Source organism: Pseudomonas sp. NBRC 111138 (genome assembly GCF_001320835.1).
Lineage (GTDB): Bacteria > Pseudomonadota > Gammaproteobacteria > Pseudomonadales > Pseudomonadaceae > Aquipseudomonas > Aquipseudomonas paracarnis.
The window spans coordinates 68,930-88,698 of sequence record NZ_BCBO01000038.1 but is presented as its reverse complement, the minus strand read 5'-3'; the positions used below and the strand labels follow the sequence as shown (position 1 = coordinate 88,698).

The 19,769-nt window shown below is 58.5% G+C and carries 19 protein-coding genes and 3 pseudogenes; 14 read left to right on the top strand and 8 right to left on the bottom strand.

Features of this window, described 5'->3' with window-relative positions:
- Positions 1-595: ribonucleotide-diphosphate reductase subunit beta (locus APH41_RS07790; RefSeq protein WP_156359035.1), on the top strand; the 595-nt coding region annotated here is incomplete at its 5' end.
- 67 nt (positions 596-662) lie between these two features.
- Positions 663-835, top strand: a pseudogene (locus tag APH41_RS27965) (HNH endonuclease); the annotation flags it as partial.
- Between the two features lie 139 nt (positions 836-974).
- On the opposite strand, the gene APH41_RS07785 reads toward APH41_RS27965, so the two are convergent.
- The 3 genes and pseudogenes from APH41_RS07785 to APH41_RS07775 all read right to left on the bottom strand — a co-directional run bounded on the left by APH41_RS07785 (position 975) and on the right by APH41_RS07775 (position 2,454).
- The gene (locus APH41_RS07785; RefSeq protein ID WP_054918287.1) at positions 975-1,271 is read right to left on the bottom strand and encodes a hypothetical protein; all 297 of its coding nucleotides are present in this window, start codon (positions 1,269-1,271) and stop codon (positions 975-977) included.
- A pseudogene (locus tag APH41_RS07780) lies at positions 1,268-1,973 on the bottom strand (DUF4225 domain-containing protein). Before APH41_RS07780 ends, APH41_RS07785 begins: the two are co-directional and overlap by 4 nt.
- Positions 1,970-2,454 (bottom strand): annotated as a pseudogene (locus tag APH41_RS07775) (Hcp family type VI secretion system effector). Before APH41_RS07775 ends, APH41_RS07780 begins: the two co-directional pseudogenes overlap by 4 nt.
- 380 nt (positions 2,455-2,834) lie before the next feature.
- On the opposite strand from APH41_RS07775, the gene APH41_RS07770 reads away from it, so the two are divergent.
- Positions 2,835-3,482 (top strand): HAD-IB family hydrolase, encoded by a 648-nt coding sequence (locus APH41_RS07770; RefSeq protein WP_054918285.1) that lies wholly within the window; start codon positions 2,835-2,837, stop codon positions 3,480-3,482.
- Positions 3,483-3,578: 96 nt separating this feature from the next.
- Here the strand turns inward: APH41_RS07770 and APH41_RS07765 are convergent, their stop codons facing one another.
- The gene (locus APH41_RS07765) at positions 3,579-4,538 is read right to left on the bottom strand and encodes a LysR family transcriptional regulator (RefSeq protein WP_054918282.1); all 960 of its coding nucleotides are present in this window, start codon (positions 4,536-4,538) and stop codon (positions 3,579-3,581) included.
- Positions 4,539-4,731: 193 nt separating this feature from the next.
- On the opposite strand from APH41_RS07765, the gene argH reads away from it, so the two are divergent.
- The 7 genes from argH (at position 4,732) to APH41_RS07730 (ending at position 11,644) form a co-directional block, all read left to right on the top strand.
- Complete coding sequence (argH, locus tag APH41_RS07760; protein ID WP_054918281.1) at positions 4,732-6,159, top strand: argininosuccinate lyase; 1,428 nt, start codon at positions 4,732-4,734, stop codon at positions 6,157-6,159.
- Between the two features lie 161 nt (positions 6,160-6,320).
- Positions 6,321-7,199, top strand: a complete 879-nt coding sequence (locus APH41_RS07755) for an amino acid ABC transporter permease (protein ID WP_034128480.1) — start codon at positions 6,321-6,323, stop codon at positions 7,197-7,199.
- 24 nt (positions 7,200-7,223) lie between these two features.
- Positions 7,224-7,988, top strand: a complete 765-nt coding sequence (locus APH41_RS07750; protein ID WP_003193648.1) for an amino acid ABC transporter ATP-binding protein — start codon at positions 7,224-7,226, stop codon at positions 7,986-7,988.
- Positions 7,989-8,013: 25 nt separating this feature from the next.
- The gene (locus APH41_RS07745; RefSeq protein WP_054918280.1) at positions 8,014-8,835 is read left to right on the top strand and encodes an ABC transporter substrate-binding protein; all 822 of its coding nucleotides are present in this window, start codon (positions 8,014-8,016) and stop codon (positions 8,833-8,835) included.
- A 163-nt stretch (positions 8,836-8,998) separates the two neighbouring features.
- Positions 8,999-10,168 (top strand): MFS transporter, encoded by a 1,170-nt coding sequence (locus APH41_RS07740; RefSeq protein WP_054896734.1) that lies wholly within the window; start codon positions 8,999-9,001, stop codon positions 10,166-10,168.
- A 54-nt stretch (positions 10,169-10,222) separates the two neighbouring features.
- A complete protein-coding gene (locus tag APH41_RS07735; protein WP_054896733.1) occupies positions 10,223-11,173 on the top strand; it encodes a hypothetical protein in 951 nt (316 codons plus the stop codon).
- 90 nt (positions 11,174-11,263) lie between these two features.
- Positions 11,264-11,644, top strand: a complete 381-nt coding sequence (locus APH41_RS07730) for a helix-turn-helix transcriptional regulator (RefSeq protein WP_054896732.1) — start codon at positions 11,264-11,266, stop codon at positions 11,642-11,644.
- Positions 11,645-11,754: 110 nt separating this feature from the next.
- Here APH41_RS07730 and APH41_RS07725 read toward each other — a convergent pair whose 3' ends face one another.
- From APH41_RS07725 to APH41_RS07715, 3 genes are all read right to left on the bottom strand, one after another.
- A complete protein-coding gene (locus APH41_RS07725; protein WP_229999917.1) occupies positions 11,755-13,290 on the bottom strand; it encodes an amidase family protein in 1,536 nt (511 codons plus the stop codon).
- A 144-nt stretch (positions 13,291-13,434) separates the two neighbouring features.
- Entirely contained in the window at positions 13,435-13,971 is a 537-nt protein-coding gene (locus APH41_RS07720) for a hypothetical protein (protein ID WP_233098120.1), read from the bottom strand.
- Positions 13,972-14,237: 266 nt separating this feature from the next.
- Entirely contained in the window at positions 14,238-15,296 is a 1,059-nt protein-coding gene (locus APH41_RS07715) for an MBL fold metallo-hydrolase (RefSeq protein ID WP_054896731.1), read from the bottom strand.
- A 122-nt stretch (positions 15,297-15,418) separates the two neighbouring features.
- Between APH41_RS07715 and APH41_RS07710 the strand changes: the two genes are divergently transcribed.
- Complete coding sequence (locus tag APH41_RS07710; RefSeq protein WP_034128571.1) at positions 15,419-16,045, top strand: TetR/AcrR family transcriptional regulator; 627 nt, start codon at positions 15,419-15,421, stop codon at positions 16,043-16,045.
- Positions 16,046-16,371: 326 nt separating this feature from the next.
- Positions 16,372-17,691 carry a PAS domain-containing methyl-accepting chemotaxis protein gene (locus APH41_RS07705; protein ID WP_054918288.1) on the top strand — a complete coding sequence of 440 codons (1,320 nt, stop codon included), beginning with the start codon at positions 16,372-16,374 and terminating at the stop codon, positions 17,689-17,691.
- 25 nt (positions 17,692-17,716) lie between these two features.
- On the opposite strand, the gene APH41_RS07700 is transcribed toward APH41_RS07705, so the two are convergent.
- The gene (locus tag APH41_RS07700; protein ID WP_054896730.1) at positions 17,717-18,601 is read right to left on the bottom strand and encodes a LysR family transcriptional regulator; all 885 of its coding nucleotides are present in this window, start codon (positions 18,599-18,601) and stop codon (positions 17,717-17,719) included.
- 79 nt (positions 18,602-18,680) lie between these two features.
- Here APH41_RS07700 and APH41_RS07695 point away from each other — a divergent pair, with 79 nt between their 5' ends.
- Both APH41_RS07695 and APH41_RS07690 read left to right on the top strand, forming a co-directional pair.
- Positions 18,681-19,388, top strand: a complete 708-nt coding sequence (locus APH41_RS07695) for a CTP synthase (protein WP_054918279.1) — start codon at positions 18,681-18,683, stop codon at positions 19,386-19,388.
- On the top strand, positions 19,385-19,705 hold the full coding sequence (locus tag APH41_RS07690) for an antibiotic biosynthesis monooxygenase (RefSeq protein WP_054918277.1): 321 nt from the start codon (positions 19,385-19,387) through the stop codon (positions 19,703-19,705). Before APH41_RS07695 ends, APH41_RS07690 begins: the two co-directional genes overlap by 4 nt.
- Positions 19,706-19,769: the final 64 nt, after the last annotated feature.

Here is a 19,769-nt window from a genome sequence, read left to right as displayed (position 1 = left end):
CGCCAAAAAGGCCGCCTGGGGCCTGAAGTACACCCGCTCGATCTCCGATCCGAAGTTCGAAACCGGCACCGTCGACACCGACAAAGAGCTGCTGCGCAACCTGGTCGCCTACTACTGCGTGCTGGAAGGCATCTTCTTCTACTGCGGCTTCACCCAGATCCTGTCCATGGGTCGCCGCAACAAAATGACCGGCGTGGCCGAGCAGTTCCAGTACATCCTGCGCGATGAGTCGATGCACCTGAACTTCGGTATCGACGTGATCAACCAGATCAAAATCGAAAACCCGCACTTGTGGGATGCCGAGATGAAAGAAGAAGCGACCCAGATGATCCTGCAAGGTACGCAGCTGGAGATCGAATATGCGCGGGATACCATGCCTCGTGGGGTGTTGGGCATGAATGCGGCGATGATGGAGGATTACCTCAAGTTCATCGCTAACCGTCGCCTGTCGCAGATCGGCTTGAAGGAAGAGTACCCAGGCACGACTAACCCGTTCCCGTGGATGAGCGAGATCATGGACTTGAAGAAAGAGAAGAACTTCTTCGAGACCCGTGTGATCGAGTATCAGACCGGCGGCGCGCTGAGCTGGGATTGATCCGGACTAAGCACTAAAGGAAGCCCTGGCATGTTCAGGGCTTTTTTTTCGTCGGTAAAAAAGGAATTTGCTATTTCTTGAAGTCCATCACGTCAAGCACCTAGCCCAGAAGGGTTCGGATCGCATCACCAATGCTGTAGCCTTGTGCCCGATTGCCATCAGCGTTGTCATCGGTCGAGTGGTCGGGAGGCTTTTAGCGAAAGGCTTTACGCCAAGATCGGAGGACTGGCACGGGAGTAGGCTCCTGTTGTCGTAGCTGATGCATGCTTAATACTATTAGATAGGACCTAGGCCAACCCGTGTACCCAGACATGCTCGAAGCCGAACCTAAGGCCTGAGTACTCTCTGCCTCCGACAAGCCCACACTCTCTTTTTTCGTTCAAAACCAGCGCCTGACCTCCCACTTCACCGGAAGTGCAAATCCGTGAGCCAATATGCCGAAAAAGGCAATCCACTCGATGATGGGATATTGAATAATAAAATCAGTCCTAATCCCAAAAAAAGGAAACTCGCCATACTTAATCACCTCAATATAGGACACGACAAAAAAACCGTTAAATATCACACATAAAAATAACTTCAAGGTATTAAGACCTTCCCCCGAAAGCCTAGCCCTTAAGGCATACGCACCGACCACACCAAAAACCACAAAAACAAGAGCATAGAACACAATCAATCTACCACCCCCTGATACACCTGCTTCCCTGTCTCATAATCAATATAAACCTCAACACCTAATGGAAACATCCCCATTCTTTTGTAAGCCCTCTCCTTATCTGACCTTATATATCTGAACAAACGCCAAGCATCCGGTTTCAATACAAGCCTACGTAGACTATAAAAAGACATAATCATATCCGTGCCACCATAGGCTAAATCACCTCCACTTTCGCCATACCCGAGGGACTGTGCTGCGCCGCGATATCCAGTTCTGACCGGTCCAACTGTATCGGAATGCCCCTCAAGCATATTCCTACCATTTTCTGTTATTAGCGCCGTGCGCCATAATCGGGATGCCCGCCAGCAAACACAGCGTACCGACTGAGGCGTAGCAAATTCCTGCCCCCGTCGCAAACTGAAGTGCGCCTGCGATAACCCCGATGCCTTTCCTCCCCACCTCCAGGGATTGGTTTAGGAGGCTTTCTTGTTCGTGCTTTATTTCTTTCAATCCCTGATCAACAGTTTTTCTGCCGTCCTCAACTTCCCTAACAATACTCCGAGCGTAATAAGCCACCTCACGATTGAATTGCAGCCGAACAATCCCATCATTAATATTCCGAGCACTTATCGTACAAGCCTGGTTAGTCAGATACGCCGCAGCCTGACTAACCACCCAAAGGTCTTGAAAGGTAGGCTTCCGTTCTTCATTTATGTTCACCGGCCTGTCTCCCAAGTACTGAAGCCACTTGTTCCCGCCTGATGATGAGTCCAGATTACTTCACGATATTTAAGCGCAACATGCTCTTGTGCCTCTGCATCAATATGCAAAACAGAATGCGGTACGTCGACAGTGAGGTCGGTGATGATGCAGCCTCGAATATCGACGCTGTAGTATTTTTCATGCCAGCCCGATTGGGCGATCCGATAAAAATTGATGACGCAGTTGAGCTCTTCCCTGTTGGAGAGCGCTACCGCCAGCAAGGGTGACGATTTATCGATATTTTTGGTAATGGCAATCGGCCCATGACTCGACGCCCTGACGTTGCCCCTGTTGGCCATATTATGGTGGAAGGACAGCACCATTATCTCTCGCAGTGCCCCTCCTGCCACTTGTTGCCGATAGAGTCTTGAGTCGAACACTTTGCAGAAATCAGACCTTGGGATTCGCCGCTGATGGTCATGTAGCCGTGGTTTGCCATAGGGTTAACGCCTTGTTGTTTTTGGCATTTACCATACGAAAAAATAGCAAATAGGAAATATCGGAAAGTTCGCTTTAAGTGGTGCGAGTGGTATGTAGGAAATTTAACCCACACTCCAATCAGTCGGCCAAAACACTTGTAAGACCTAACTGCACTCGCTCTCGAATGAGCGTGCCGGAACCTCGGAAGCCCCACTCCTGGCTCAGGGGTAGTAAACTCGTATCGCCATAAACGCATGGACCGTCGCACGCACACAAAAGAGCGCAGAGGCTGACCCGCAGCGACCAGGCTGAACCGTCAACCTGAACCCCGGCAGGCAAGCGCCAGTCACAACGCTATGAAACCGCCCTACCTGATAAGGACCACCCGTGAACCCAGACATGCTCGAAGCCGGCCCCGCAGACGCCAAAGTACTTTCCGTCTTTGACTTCGACGGCACCCTCACCCACCACGACAGTTTCGTGCCCTTCCTCAAGTTTGCCTTTGGCCCCGGTGAGTTTTATGGCCGGATGGTCAAGCTGGCGGTGCCGGGGCTGCGGTTTTTGGTGCGGCAGATCAGCCGGGATGAGCTGAAGGCGCAGTTGATTCGCACCTTTATGACCGGGGTGGAGAAGGCTTGGGTTGAGCAGCAAGCGCAGGAATATTGCCAGGCGCGCTGGAGCAAGCTGATGCGCCCGAGCGGTTTGCAGTCGGTGGCGGATGAGGTGAAGTCCGGGGCGGTGGTGACGCTGTGTTCGGCGTCGCCGGCGTTGGTGTTGCAGCCGTTTGCCGACCGGCTTGGCATCCGCTTGATCGGCACTGAGCTTGAGGTGGTGGATGGGGTGCTGACCGGCAAGCTCACTGGGAATAATTGCCGTTGTGAGAATAAGGTGCTGCGGCTTGAGGCGGTGTATGGCGACCTGGGGGAGTATCGGCTCAGGGCCTGGGGCGATACGCGCGGGGATCGAGAGTTGCTGGCTGCGGCGCAGGATGCGCATTTTCGGCATTTTCATGCGAAGAAGAAAAAGCGAGCTCGGTTGCAGCGGTGATGCGGGGGTGAGGTTGGCGGGGAGACCGAGGCGATCCCATCGCAGCCTCGCTCGGGCTCGACAGCTCCCACATTTGATCTGCGTAGCTCGGGAGAGCTATGTCGTAGCTTTGAGGTCCACGCTCAAGGCTGTGGCGAAGGCTTTGACCATCGGGCTCCGTGGCGCGTTGTGGCGCAGGATCAGGTTGAACGCGGTGCTTAAATGAACCTGCTCTGGGCACAGTGCGCGCAGGCGCCCTTCCCTTACCAGTGGCGTGGCGTAGTGTTCTGGCAGGAAGCCCAGGAAGCGGCCGGTCAGGATCAGGATGGCGACGGCTTCCACTTGTGAGGCCGAGGCGGACTGGCTGTCGTGGTTGACGAAGTTGGCCTTGTCGCGATGGATCGCATACCGATGGTTCACCACTTCGTATTGGCGAAGCGCATCGGGGGTGATGTCGCTCGCAGTGAACAAGGGATGCCCTACGGCGCAGTAGGCGTGGGCCTTTTCTTCGTAGAGCGGGAAGTAGTCGAATTCTTCACGGCGTTGGTACACCGGGACGATGCCGGCGACCAGGCGCCCCTCCACTACTCCACGCTCAACTTCGTCCAATTGCGAGGCATGTAGGCGCAATCTTATTTTTGGCGATTGGCGATGTAAGTTGCCCAGGGCGGTAATCAGCGGGGAGTTAACGTCGGAGACGGTGTTATCGATAACGCCCACACTCAGGTCGCCGATCAGTTCGTTTTGCGCCGAACTAAGTTTGTCGCGAAAACTGTCCACTGAGGTAAATAACTCGATGGATGCTTGATACACCAACTTGCCTTCTTCGGTCAGCCCGAACCCTTCGCGGCCCCGTGTGCACAGGCGCATGCCGATGCGAATCTTCAGGTCGGAGATCTGTTTGCTGATGGCCGCCAGGCCCACGTTCAGCTCGTTTTGCGCAGCACTGAAGCCGCCGGCTTCGACCACGGCCATAAATACCCGCAGCAATTTGAAGTCCAGCCCACTCAGTTGCAGCGGTGCTCGTGTGCCGGGTTTTGGCGGCAGGTTTCCAGAAGTGGAAAGTGGGGTTTCCATAATGCGCGTTGACCTCGAGTGCCATATTCAACAGGCTTGAACCCAATCCTTGAACATAGCCAGGCGGCGATAATGAACATAAACATCCGCCCTTGGCAACCTTGAATACGGCGCGTCAGATGCCGGTTCTACACCGATAAACGTCTGTTGAAACTGCCTCCGACTCTTCTAAAAACAAGCGTGAGGAATACCCATGTCCCAGCCCACCGACCGCTTTTGGGGCGCTCGTTTCAAGACCGGTCCGTCTGCGGCGTTGGCCGCGTTGTCGCGTTGCCCTGAGCGCTATTTTCGCCTGACGCCCTACGACCTGGCCGGCTCCTGCGCCCATGCCCGTGAGTTGCAGCGCGCTGGGTTGCTGGATGAGTCGGAGACTTTGCGTACCCTCGAGGCCCTGGACCGCATCGGTGAGGATTTTGCCGCCGGGCGCCTGCATCCCACCCTGGATGACGAGGACGTACACACCTTTATCGAACGCGTATTGACCGAGCGCCTGGGCGCCCTGGGCGGCAAGTTGCGTGCCGGACGCTCGCGCAATGACCAGACGGCCAATGATCTGCGCCTGTTCCTGCGCGACCATGCGCGCACCATCGCCAACGAGGTGCTGGGTTTGCAGCAGGCGCTGGTTGAGCAGGCCGAGCAACATGTGCAGAGCATCTGCCCGGGCTTCACCCATTTGCAGCAGGCGCAACCCATTGTGTTTGCCCATCACTTGCTGGCCCACGCGCAGTCGATGCTGCGCGATGTGCAGCGCCTGGTGGATTGGGATGCGCGTACGGCCCTGTCGCCGTTGGGCGCGGCCGCCATGGCAGGTTCGGCGATAGCGCGTCAGCCAGAGCACTCGGCCAGGGAAATGGGTTACACCGGGCCATGCGAAAACTCCATAGACGCCGTCGCCAGCCGTGACCATGTGGCGGAGTTCCTGTTTGTGGCCGGCATGCTCGGGGTGAATATTTCGCGGCTGTCGGAGGAGTTTTGCCTGTGGTCGTCGCGCCAGTTTCGCTGGGTAGTGCTGGACGATGCCTACGCCACCGGCAGTTCGATCATGCCGCAGAAAAAGAACCCGGACATTGCCGAATTGGCGCGGGGCAAGGCCGGGCGTTTGATCGGCAACCTGACCGGGCTGATGTCGACGCTCAAGTCGTTGCCGCTGTCGTACAACCGCGATTTGAGTGAAGACAAGCACTGCGTGTTGGATAGCGTGGACACCTTGCTGCTGGTATTGCCGGCGATGGCCGGCATGGTGGCGACCATGAAGGTGCAGGTAGAGGAGTTGCGGCGCCAGGCGCCAATGGGCTTTACCTTGGCGACTGAGGTGGCGGACTGGCTGGCCACCCGTGGTGTGCCGTTCAAGGAGGCCCACGAGATTACTGGCGCGCTGGTGCAGGCCTGTGAGCAGCATGAGATTGAGTTGTGGCAAGCCTCACCGGCGATGTTGGCCGAGGTGGATGGGCGACTCACCCCGGACGTGCGCGACTGCCTGACCCTGGAGGCGGCGATTGCGGCGCGTAGTGGGTGGGGTGGGACGGCGCCGGAGCGGGTGAAGGAGCAGATTGGACGGTTGAAGATGGCGTTGGCGGCTCAGCAAAAGTGGACTGAAAGTTATCAAGGATTTCGGATTTAAGCCGGTGACGATCGTTCCCACGCACTGCGTGGGAATGCATCCCGTGACGCTCCGCGTCGTCACGTTACGCGCCAACGGCGGGACGCGGAGCGTCCGAGGCGGCGTTCCCACGCGGAGCGTGGGAACGATCACGCATCAAGAATAAATTTTGGAGTAGCAGCATGAACCAAACCCCGGCCGAGCGCTTGGAAGCCGAGCGCAAGTTGTCCGAAAACCAGTTCGATATCACCCAGTACGAGCACGTGCCGCGGCGCTATTACGGGCGGATGTTTTTTGCCACCCTGATCGTGATTGTGTTGGCGGCGCTGTTGCGCGCGTTTGCCAATGGCCAGATCGAATGGTCCTACATTGGCCAGTTCCTTACGTCGCAAGCCATCCTCTGGGGCCTGGTGAACACCATCGTCATGTCGATCCTGGCGATGGCATTGGGCGTAGTGATCGGAGTGATCACGGCGATCATGCGCATGTCGGCCAACCCGATCCTGCGTTACGTGGCCATCACCTATACCTGGTTGTTTCGCGGTACACCGCTGATTTTGCAGCTGCTGCTGTGGTTCAACCTGGCGTTGATCTTCCCGGTGATCACGATTCCGGGCCTGTTCAGCATCGACACCGTGGACCTGATGACGCCATTCGTGGCCGCCCTGCTCGGCTTGAGCATCAACCAGGGCGCCTACACCGCTGAAGTGGTGCGTGCCGGCTTGCTGTCGGTGGACACCGGCCAATACGAGGCGGCCAAGTCCATCGGCATGCCGAGCCTGCAGGCGCTGCGCAGGATCATTCTGCCGCAGGCGATGCGCGTGATCATCCCGCCCGTAGGCAACGAGTTCATCAGCATGGTGAAAATGACCAGCCTGGCCAGTGTGATCCAGTACTCGGAACTGCTGCACAACGCGCAAAACATCTACTACGCCAACGCCCGGGTGATGGAGCTGCTGATTGTGGCGGGCATCTGGTACCTGGCGGTGGTGACTGTTCTTTCATTTGGTCAAAGCCGCCTCGAGCGTCGTTTTGCCCGCGGCGCCGGCAAGCGTTCGTAAGCCTGGGTTGAGGAGATTTGCCCCATGAGAAGCATCGTCAAGGCTGTCAACCTGAACAAGTATTACGACCAGTATCACGCCTTGCGTGACATCAATATCGAGGTCGAGCAAGGCGAAGTAATGTGCATCATCGGCCCGTCCGGCTCGGGCAAAAGTACCCTGCTGCGTTGCGTCAATCAGTTGGAAAAGATCGACAAGGGCGGCCTGTGGGTCGATGGCGAATTGGTTGGTTATCGAGTGGTCGGCAACAAGCTGCACGAGATGAACGAAGCGCAGATCGCCCGCCAGCGCCTGGCCACCGGCATGGTGTTCCAGCGGTTCAATTTGTTCCCACACATGACTGTGTTGCAAAACATCATCGAAGGCCCGTGCCAGGTGCTCAAGCGCTCGCCCAAGGAAGCCATCGAAGATGCGCTGGAACTGCTGGCCCGCGTTGGCCTGGCGGACAAGCGCAATGCCTACCCGGTGGAATTGTCCGGCGGCCAGCAACAACGTGTGGCAATTGCCCGGGCCTTGGCGATGCGCCCCAAGTTGATGCTGTTTGACGAACCCACCTCAGCCCTCGACCCGGAGCTGGTAGGCGAAGTGCTGTCGGTGATGCGCGATTTGGCCACCACCGGCATGACCATGATCGTGGTCACCCATGAATTGGGCTTCGCTCGCGAAGTGTCCAACCGCATGGTGTTTATGGACGCCGGCCAGATTGTGGAAGCCGGCAGCCCGGAAGACATTTTAATAAGCCCACAAAACCCGCGTACCCAAAGCTTTATTTCTGCCGTTCGCACTTAACTAAAAAACTAACGAGAACGCCCCCATGAAGAAGATATTTATCCCTACCTTGCTTGCAGGCCTGATGGCCTCCTCGTGTGTATTCGCGGCCTTGCCGCAAGCCATCAAGGACAAGGGTGAGATCAGCGCGGCCATCGTGCCGAACTACCCGCCGATGGACTTCAAGGACCCGGCCACCAACAAACTCACCGGTTTCGATTTCGACCTGGGCAACGCCCTGGCCGAGCGACTGGGCGTGAAGATCAAATGGCAGGAAACCGGCTTCGAACAGATGCTCAGCGGCCTGACCACCAAGCGCGTGGACATCGTGCTGTCGGGCATGACCGATACCGCCGAGCGCCAGAAAGCCGTGACCTTCATCGACTACTTCACCAGCGGCCCGCAGCTCTACACTTTAGCCAAGCGCGAAGAGATCAAGGAATTGACCGACCTGTGCGGTAAAAAAGTCGGCACCAGCCGCCGCACCACCTGGCCGTCTGAAATTACCGCCTGGAGCAAGGCAAACTGCGAAGCGGCGGGTAAGCCGGCAATCGTGGTGATCGGCACCGAAGGCTCGGCAGATGCCCGGGCGCAGTTGCAGCAGAACCGCCTGGATGCGGCGATGCAGGGCAGCGAGACCATTCCTTATTTGATGTCGCTGGACAAAGGCAAGTACAAGCCGGTGGGCCTGGCGATTTCCAAGCAATTCACCGGGCTTGGGATTGAGAAGAGCAATACCGAGTTGGTCACGGCGATCAGTGAGGCATTGCAGGGCATGATTGATGACGGGACTTACGGCAAGATCTTGAAAAAGTGGGATCTGGAACAAGGTGCGGTAAAAAAAATCACCATCAACTCTGGCCAATAACGCCATCGAATGTGGGAGCTGGCTTGCCTGCGATAACGGTGGGTCAGCTAAAACAATGTTGGCTGTTACTCCGCTATCGCAGGCAAGCCAGCTCCCACACTCAATCTGCGTTCGCTGGTGATCTGAGTCGTGTAGGTAAGAATCACAAGGAGCCCACCCCACCGTGGCCACCTACTCCCTGGTAATCCGTCGCCTGATGATCTGCTCGGTGACCATCGTGGTCAGCCGTGCCATGACCAGCCCGTTGCTGGCCCTCTGGCTGAGCACACGCCTGGGCCTCAACCAGCAGGACATCGGCCTGCTGATGGGGGTCGCCGTGTTCATCGCCACGCTCCTGGGTTTGTACGGCGGCTACATCATCGACCGTCTGGAAAAGCGCAAGCTGTTGATCCTGGCCATGCTCTCCAGCTCCATCGGTTTTTTGTTGCTGACCTTTGCCAGCAACCTCTACCTCACCACGCTGACCCTTGTTGTGACTGAAGCCGCGTCGGCGCTGTTCCTGATCGGCTCCAAGGCGATCATCAGCGAAAACCTGCCGGTGGGTGAGCGCGCCAAGGTGTTTTCCCTGCGCTACACCCTGACCAATGTCGGCTATGCCACGGGCCCGATGTTGGGCGTAGTGATTGCCGGCCAATTGCCGTGGGCACCGTTTTTGATCGCCAGCGCCATTGCCTTTGGCAGCTTGTTCCTGATGATCGGCATTGCGCCGACCCAGCGCGACGACAGTCATAAGCCTCAGAGTTTCCTCAGCACCCTGCGCATCTTGCGCAGCGACCGCACGCTGATCCTCTTCACCAGCGGCAGCCTGTTGAGCACCATCGTCCATGGGCGCTACACCCTTTATCTGTCGCAGTTTTTGCTGGTGGCCTACACACCCGACCAGGCACTGAAAATTCTGTCTGCGGTGCTCGCCTGCAACGCCATCACCGTGATTTTGATGCAGTACCAAATCGGCCGATTTCTCAAGCGCGAGCAACTGCGCCATTGGATCGTGCTGGGCACCCTGCTGTTTATTGCCGGGTTGGTCGGCTTCAGCCAGGCGCACAGTCTGCTGACCTGGTGCCTGGCAATGTTCGTGTTCACCCTGGGCGAGATGATCATCTACCCCTCGGAGTTTCTGTTTATCGACACCATCGCGCCGGATGCACTACGCGGCAGTTATTACGGCGCACAGAACCTGGCCGCGTTTGGCGGGGCCATGAGCCCGGTGATTTGTGGCTATCTGCTGATCAATGCGGCGCCCACCAGCATGTTCTTTGCCCTGGCCGCACTCACGGCCATGGGTGGCACCCTGTGTTTCTTGAGCGGGCGACGCGTGGCAGGTTCTTGCTGATATTTACGCAAGATCCGGCTATTAATAGCCAAACCTCTGACGGACCCGAGCCCCATGAAATTCGACACGGCCTACAGCCTGAGTCTCGACGACAAGCTGTCAATCTACGACGTGCGAGATCTGAATTTCGATGAAACTACCGCCTTCGATTCCGACAAAGACAGCTTCCTGTGCCCCAACGACGCCTGCCGTGCGGCGTTCGATAGCGCCAATGCGTTGAGTACCTTCAACGCCAAGAACGTCAACTACCAGCGCACGCCGCACTTCAAGAACAAACCCGGCACGCGGCATATCGACGGCTGCCGCTATGCCGGCAGCCATAAACCTGCGACGGGTGAAAATGACGACGAGCGTGAGGAAAATTTCCCATCGGAATTTGTGCTGACGCGGCGACTGTACGAGCTTAGAACGCCGGTAGTCGGCACCGCTGGGAGCGTCCTGCAGGAGCCGACGAAAGTGCCCGCAAACCGCGCTACCACCTCTTCTGGCAGCAATGACTCGATCCCGGACAAAACCAGCGTATTCGCACACCCGGTGGAGTGCTACGTGTCCAACATCGATGACAAGGACAAGCTCAAGGCCATGCCCTTGAAGATCGGTGAGCACACGGCGACCTACTGGGCATTCTTCAAGAAGATCGAATACCTGCAAGACAACCAGGGTTTGATTTACTGGGGCAAGATCAAGACCATCAAGGACTACACCAGCAGCTTTCGCATCGACTTCGAAAAGAAGGTGTGGCTCGACAAGAAGCCCTATTCGGTAAATGTCTACCTGAGCAAAAAGCTTATCGAAAACTACCGCAAGCGCACGGCATTCCTGGAACAGATCAAGGCGGCGGCCAGCAGCGAACGGCCGCTGTATTGCTTTTTCTACGGGGTCACGCCGCAGCTTGTGCAGGTGCCCAGCCAGAAAAAACCCGAGCAGACGTTCGGGGTATTCAGCGCCAGGATCGAAAACCTGGATCACCTGATTATTCGCGAGGCGCCGGGGCTGGAATCATAAGGGGTTGCAACGCCAATGGATGAGCGGTAGAAACAACTGTACAAAAACACAGTATAGTTGCGCCTCCCCTGTCGAACCTGGAGAAACCCCATGTCCTCTCTGGCAATGAGTTCTTTCGTAGAACAACAGATCGTCTTGCATCAATTCACCACCAAACACTGCGCGCAGGCGCGCGTGATGCTGGGCTGGAGCCGCGAAGAGCTGGCTCGCCAGGCTGGCGTGGCGGTGCAAGCAATTGAGAAACTGGAAGGCCACGGCGACGTGGACGATGAAACTCGTTTGATCCTGGCGTTTCGCCTGGAGGCCGAAGGGCTGGTATTTTTCCCGGGGTTCGCGCCGGGGTGGGGGATGAGTGCGCGGCGGTTTGATACCGCCGCAGCGCAACCTTCTGCGCAAGGCCTCATTTCCCGGTTGATGGGTTCAACCACCGCAACCATTGACTCACAAACGCCTCAACCCAATGGTGCGTAGAGCCCAGGTGTTTCTCCGGGCGCTTCAATAGTTTCAAATGCACCCGTGGCGGTCGATTGAACCCTGGCACAACCTCTGCGAGGCAGCCGTCTGCAGAGGCTGATTCAAACTCAAGTGTCAGTAGTCTCAACCACGTCCTCTGTACTGGCAGGTGTCGGTGTGAAGGGAGCACCTGGGAGAAAAGCCGGTTTTTGAATGGCCTGTGAGGCTTGTTCATAACCATAGGCGACTGACAGCAAGGTCGCTTCACTGTTGGCGGAGCCATACACGTAAAGTGCCGTGGGCATGCCATCTTCATCCATGCCTGACGGAACGGATATGCCTGGGTACCCGGCCGCAGCGCTGAAAAAATAATTGTGGGACTGGAAGTTCGACACCATGGCGTCGAGCTTGTGCTCCTTCATGGGGTCATCAATGGTGTTCTGAAATATAGGAAGAATGGCTTTCCACAGCGCATCGCGATCTTCCTGGTTGGTCTGCACCCCATTGATCATTTCCAGCAGTTTCTGGTCAGGCTCACCAGGTTTCTGGGTGCGGTTGATAAAAGCAATCAGCTCAGAGAGTGATTTGACCGGCAAACCTTCTCGCCCAGCCAGGTAGCCTTCCAGCGCTTGCTTGACCTCCGAGAAAAGCGCGTTGTTATAATCGACATAGGTTTGTTCGGGGACGCCAGCATCCAACCGCGCCATCGGCACCAGAATCGCCCCTTGGGCCTTCATCACGTCGAGCGCCGCCTCATAATGCTTGCGGTCTGCTCGCTTGGCCGGGTCCTTGGCCTCCTCAGCGGACAACTCGGGTAAAGGGGTATAGCCAATTCGCTTGTCCTTCAAGGCGTCGGACTGCAGGCCCTTGGTGTAGGCAGTGGTCTCGGTCATTGCGTTAAGCGCTTCGGCCGCATCACAGATATTGCGGGTAAAAGTCCCCACCGCGTCCATGCGAGTGCTGGTCATGACGCCTTCGGTACTGACCAGGCCCGTCGTTGTTTTCAGGCCAAACACACCGTTGTAGGCGGCGGGGCTGATGATCGATCCGTTGGTTTCCAACCCCAGTGCCACAGGCACATGCCCTTGGGCGACCGCCACTGCCGAACCTGAACTCGACCCAGCCACCGGCCCTCCGAGTCGATGAGGGTTCAGCGTCTGGCCACCTCGGGAGCTCCAGCCATCCACAGGTAATAGTGACCGAAAGTTGGACAGCTCACTCATATTGGTTTTCCCCACAATCACCACCCCGTGCTTCAACAAATTGTCGACAACCTTGGCGGTTTTAGTGGCCGGCGCGCCCACCAAGGCCTTCGAACCTGCACTGGTCTGCATGCGGTCGTTGGTTTCGAAGACATCCTTCAGCGCTATCGGCACGCCATGCAAGTGCTTGAGTACGCGGCCATTGGCACGTTCCTGGTCGCGGGCCTTCGCCTCCCTCATAGCATCCGGGTTGGTTTCCAAAAACGCATTGCCGCCCTGTAGCCCACGATCAATATTGGCAATCTGCTTGAGCGAGTCCCTCAACAGTGACTCTGAGGTAACGCCGCCACCTTGGCCCATCTCCAATGACATCTGGCAGGCACTCTTGAAACCTTGCACAGGGTTTGCAAGTTCCTGAAGCAGGCCTGTCGCCCATCCACTTACCGAAACTGGTCCGATCATGAAATTCCCCTCTGTCTAACTGGATGTGAGCGTTATCGGTCGATAACACCGCACCAGTCTAAGAGCCGACACCCCATCACTATTTCGGGCGAATCCTGCTGCTGCGTCCTACTCTTCCCAGCCCGACGTAGTCTTCAATAACGTCTATGGCCGTAGCTGGCGGTAAGCGCGTACCAGTGCCGCCAAACGATCACCTGCCCAGCGTGCACCGTAAAACCAGACTCTGGAGCCATCCTCCAGGGTTTCACACACCGTGGGGTACCCGCTTTTCGAGGCGTTATGAAAGGCGGCTTCTGGATCCTCCGACACCAAGGCATCCAGGCGAAGGCCTGCCACCCGCTCATCGATTTCACGACAGGCCTGCTGATTGTCGCCGCTGCGCTGCATGTCCACCGCTACCCATTGGACACCGGCCCTGCGCAGGGTGTCGAAGACTCGGTGCAAGGCCTCACTGTGTTCGACCCGTTCAACGTGATTGCCCTGCACATAGCGCTCGACATACCCGACCCGATAGCCCGTCAACGCCCGCGTGGCGGTGAACGTGGTGTTATTCAACACGAGCGGTACCTCTACCATCACCGGTTCGGTAGGGTCCTCGCCGCTGAGGGCGACAAGTGATAGCGCGGGGTCACGCACCGGCCGTAGATGGGGCGCCAGGGCGTTATACCCTGGGATGAGCATGGCGCCCGCAGCCTGTTCGGTGCCAAAGACAATAGAGGTGGGTGCAGCATGGGGGGGTGAAGCGGGTACGTCGGCGGCGTTCATTGGCGGGGGTAGCGGTTGGGCTGGGGCACAAGGCACCCCTATTTTCCAAAGCTTCTTACAGTGGCTGTCCATCGAAACATCCTCCCGGAAATAAAATTTCCGCGGGATCATCGCACTCTCATTTGGCCTTTGTCGCAGAGCAGAAATTCGCTGAAAAACTCTTTTCCAAGCGGGCCATCGGCTCAGCTTGCTGCGTGTTCGTTGACCGGTTGAGGCTCCACTTCCAGCCACCAGGCTTGCCCGCGCTCAGGCTGGTTCAAGCGAAAAGCCTGACCCATCGCCGGAGTGGTGATCGAGATATTGCGCTCCCAGGCCAGGGCCATGATGCGGTCGAAGGGCTCATGCCAGGCGTGGAAGGCCAGATCGAAGGTGCCGTTGTGAATCGGCAGAAGCCAGCGCCCTTTCAGATCGATATGCGCCTGCAGCGTTTGCTCCGGCTGCATGTGCACATGGGGCCAATCGACATTGTAAGCGCCGGTTTCCATCAGGGTCAGGTCGAACGGCCCGTACTGCTCGCCGATGCGTTTGAAACCGTCGAAATAGCCAGTATCACCACTGAAAAATATACGTCGCGTAGCGTCGATCATTACCCATGAGCACCACAGGGTCTGGTTGCCATCAAACAGGCCGCGCCCTGAAAAGTGCTGGGCCGGCGTGCAGACAAAACGAACGCCATCGACTTCGATGCCCTGCCACCACTCCAGCTGGCGCACTTTGCTGGCGTCTACGCCCCATTTGACCAGCGTGTCACCCACGCCCAGGGGCGCCAGGAAGTAGCGGGTCTTTTCGGCCAATTGGACCACCGCTTTACGGTCGAGATGGTCGTAATGATTATGGGAAAGGATCACCGCTTCCAGCGCTGGCAGCTCATCAAGACTGATGGGCGGCTGATGAAAACGCTTGGGGCCGGCCCAACTGAACGGCGAGGCGCGTTCGGCAAACACAGGGTCGGTGACCCAGAATTTACCACGCAGTTTCAGCAGCACGGTTGAATGGCCGAGGCGATACACGCTGTGATCAGGGGCGGCCAATAACTGCTCGCGGGTCAGTGGCTGTACCGGAATCTGCCCCACCGGCCGTGTCGTGCGCGGCTTGTTGAATAGCATGTTCCAGAAAATGCGCAGGGTCTTGCCCAAGCCACCGTGCTGCACCGGAGTGTCGTTGCTGAAGTGCCCCAGGCCCTGCTCGGCAGGCTTGGGCGCCGAGGGCGCCGGGTCGAGACGGGTTGAAATAGTGGCCATGACGATGTGACTCCGGCGGTCCGCTCAAGTATTACACTGCACAGTGTAGTTTCTAGATTGCAACAAAATCCGGAGCAAGTAAACTGCCCGGTGTAATTTCATTGTTGAGTCGAATGCCTTCCATGACTGCCCCCAAACGCCTCACCGAGCGTAAACGCGAAGCCATCGTGGCTGCGGCGATTGCCGAATTTCGCGAGAACGGCTTCGAGGTCACCAGCATGGACAAAATCGCCGCAACTGCTGGCGTTTCCAAGCGCACGGTGTACAACCATTTCCCCAGCAAGGAAGAACTGTTCGCCGAGATCCTCCACCAACTATGGGCCAGCAGCGTTGCCCAGCTGGACGTGATCTATACGAGCGACCGTCCGCTGCGCGACCAACTGCGCACGTTGCTGGAAGCGAAAATGCAGATGATGTCGGACGCCAACTTCCTCGACCTGGCACGCGTAGCCATTGCTGCCACCATTCATTCGCCGGAACGCGCTCAAGACATGGTCAACCGCCTCAGCGCACGAGAAGAAGGCTTTACCCAATGGGTGCGCGCCGCCCAGGAAGACGGCCGCCTCACCTGCACCGACCCGGGGTTCGCCGCCCACCAGATCCAAAGCCTGCTCAAGGCCTTTGCATTCTGGCCGCAGATTACCCTCGGCCAGCCCACCCTCGACCCCGCCGCCCAGGCAGGTGTTATCGAATCAGCCATCGACCTGTTCCTGGCCGGCTACGAAGTCAGCACTCCGCCCTCATACTAAGGCGCGTTATTGCAGAGCGTTTTGGCGTATTCCGCCCGTTGCGTGGCCGCCCATCCGGCCTGAGTTGTCTGATGACACCTCGTCTGAAACTTCATTCGCCGGCTTGCCGCAATAGCATAATGCCGCCATTGGTCGCCTGGTCAAAATAGTCCTGCCTGACGGGCGAACTTCCAGGTCGGTTGATCACTCTGACACCGTTGTTCTACCCCCCTCTGTCAGCATCAGGAAGCTGGCAATGAGCAAGTCAACCGTAAGGCCAGGGGCCCTACGGGGTCAGGCGCAAATACATGGACCCCGCATACGCTTGCATGCCCGAGCCCTCCACCATGCTATTCAACGCTCACAAGAAAACCATCAGTACCCTGCAACACAGCCTCGCCCAACAGACCAGCCTGCTGGACGCCATCGAACGCTCCATGGCCGTGATCGAATTCGACCTGCAAGGCACCGTGCTGCGCGCCAATGACAACTTCATCAAGACCATGGGCTACCGCGCCGAACAGATCCTGGGCCAGCCCCATCGGATGTTCTGTACCCCGGCGTTCGCCCGCAGCGCGGACTACAACCAGCTGTGGACGCACCTGCGAAACGGCCAATTCCAGTCGGGCACCTTTGAACGAGTAGGCGCCAACGGCGCCTCGGTGTGGCTGGAAGCCAGCTATAACCCGGTACGGGATGAGGCGGGGAATGTGATCAAAGTGGTGAAATACGCCATGGACGTCACCCCGCGTCTGCAAGCCGAAAGCGAAGCCAACGCCAAGCTCGAAGCCATCGACCGCGCCATGGCGATGATCGAGTTCAACCTCGACGGCACCATCATCACCGCAAACGACAATTTCCTGCAGCGCATGGGCTACAGCCTGGCGCAGATCCAGGGCAAGCATCACCGCCTGTTTTGCACACCCGAGCTGGCCAACAGTGCGGCCTACAGCGAGTTCTGGAAGCGCTTGAACCAGGGCGAGCTGTTCAATGGCCAGTTCGAGCGGGTGGACAAACACGGCCAGGTCGTGTGGCTGGAAGCCAACTACAACCCGGTGTACGACGCCAGCGGGCGCCTGTGCAAAGTGGTGAAGTTCGCCTCGGATGTCACCGCCCGCGTGCTACAGCATGCCGCTGACGCACAGAGCGCCGCCCAGGCTTACCACCTGTCGTTGAACACCCAGGAGATGGCGGAAAAAGGCGCCGAGGTGATTCAGAAAACCGCCAGCGGCATGCGCGAAATTGCCGTGGATATCGACACCTCTTCGCAACTGATCGCCAAACTCGGCGAACGCTCGCAACAGATCACCGCCATCGTCAATACCATTCGCGGCATCGCCGACCAGACCAATCTGCTCGCCCTCAACGCCGCCATTGAAGCCGCCCGCGCCGGCGAGCAGGGCCGTGGCTTTGCCGTGGTGGCCGATGAAGTGCGGCAACTGGCGGCGCGTACCAGCGGCTCCACCGCCGAAATCTCCGGCATGATCGCCATGATCCAGGACGAAACCCGCCAAGCCATCGACAGCATGGACGCCACCCGCGACCGCGCCGCCCAGGGTGTGGAACTGGCCAACCAGGCCGGCACGGTGATCCTGCAGATTCGCGAAGGCACCGGCGAAGCAGTACAAGCGGTAAGTGCGTTTGCCAATGAGCGGGGCAATCGCTGAGCCATTGGCGCTGGCTGTCTGCAGGTTAACTTCGCAGCCAGCGCACATGCCGCCCCAGTTCATCAAATAGCGTCACCACCGAGCGTAACGCCCGGCAATCAGGCCGCGTCAACAACCACAGCGCCGTATCGTGCCCTGCCAGCGCAGGGCCCAGCGGTTGCAGGCCATCGCCCATCAGAAACTCCGGCAGCGCCGCCACGCCCAACCCCGCGCGCACTAATTCGGTCACCGACTGCATGCTGTTGCACCGATAACGGGGACGCACGCCCGGCAAATGCTCACGGCGCCAGATGACGGTGGGGTGATCGGGTAAAAAATCGTCCGGCGCGATCCAGGCCAGGTCGGCCCACTCATGGTCTGGGTGCAGGCGCGCATAGTCGGCACTGGCACACACCTGGTAGGTCACCGCACCCAGGCAACGTCCGACAAGATGCGCTGGCGGCGTCTTGGTCAGGCGCAGGGCGATATCCGCATCGCGGCGGCTGAGGTTGGCGAAGTCATTGGAGGTGCTCAGTTCCAGGGTCAACGCCGGGTAGGCCGGCATGAACTGCGCGAGGGCCGGCAACAGCAAGCCTTGCAACACCGAGTCGGTGCAGGTCAGGCGCACGGTACCGCTGATCACTTCACCGCCCTGCTCCACGCCAATACGCGCCGCCTCCAGCGCCTGTTCGGCACGCTCGGCCTGTTGGGCCAGGTTGCTCGCCAGGCTGGTGGGCAAATAACCGGCACGGCTTTTTTCAAACAGGGTCTGGCCCAGCGCCGCCTCCAGCCGCCGCACCGCACGGAATACCGTGGACACATCGACCCGCAGCAGCGCCGCCGCCCGCGCCAGGGTACCGCCGCGCACCAGGGCCAGGATCAATGACAGGTCGGCGTAGTCGATTTGATAGTGCGTGACTGCATTGAACATATGGGCAAACGCCAATATTGATTGCGTGAGCGCCAATCTATAGTGGGTATCACCCCACCACAAGTCATGGACGTACATGATGCCAACCCCCGCGCTGCACCTTGCCCTGATCGGTGACTACAACCCCGATGTGACCGCCCACCAAGCCATTCCCATGGCCCTGCAACAGGCCGCCGACGCTCTGGGCCTAAACGTCCAAGTGCAATGGCTGGCCACCGACGCCCTCACCTCCACTTCTGCCCTGAGCGACTTCGACGGTTTCTGGTGCGTGCCCGGCAGCCCCTATCGCGATGTCGACGGCGCCTTACGGGCGATACGTTTTGCCCGCGAACAAGGTCGCCCTTTCCTCGGTACCTGCGGCGGTTTTCAACATGCCGTGCTGGAATATGCGCGCCATGTGCTCGGCTGGGCCGATGCCCAGCACGGCGAATTAATGCCGGATGCTGAACGCGCTGTCATCACGCCGCTGAACTGCTCCCTGGTGGAGGTGAGCGACACCGTGCGCCTGGCCCCGTACACACGCATTGCCCAGGCCTACGGCAGCCTGGACATCCACGAGGGTTACCGGTGCCGCTACGGCATCAACCCCACCTTTGCCGACGCCCTGCTGGACGCCAACCTGATTCCCACCGGCCACGATTCGGCGGGCGATCTGCGCGCGGTGGAACTGCTCGACCACCCGTTCTTCGTCGCCACCCTGTTCCAGCCCGAACGCGCCGCACTCAAGGGCATCACGCCGCCGCTGGCGATTGCGCTGCTCGAGGCCTGCCAGGAGGTATCGGTATGATCGCCAAGACACCCGCCCCACCTTATTACGCGGTAATTTTCAGCTCGCTGCGCACCGGCGCCGACCTGGGTTATGGCGAGGCCGCCACACGCATGCTGGAACTGGCCAGGCAACAACCGGGGTTCCTTGGGGTGGAATCGGCGCGGGAGGATGGACTGGGGATCACCGTGTCCTACTGGGCCAGTGAGGCGGCGATACTGGCCTGGAAACAGCAGGCCGAGCATCGGCAGGTGCGCGAGCAAGGGCGGGCCACCTGGTATGAGGCGTTTCACACACGGGTATGCAAGGTAGAGCGGGCCTACACCTTCTCCACTTGAATCACCGAACCCGGTGGGAGCTGGCTTGCCGGCGATGCAGACACCTCGGTGATGCAGTGAAACC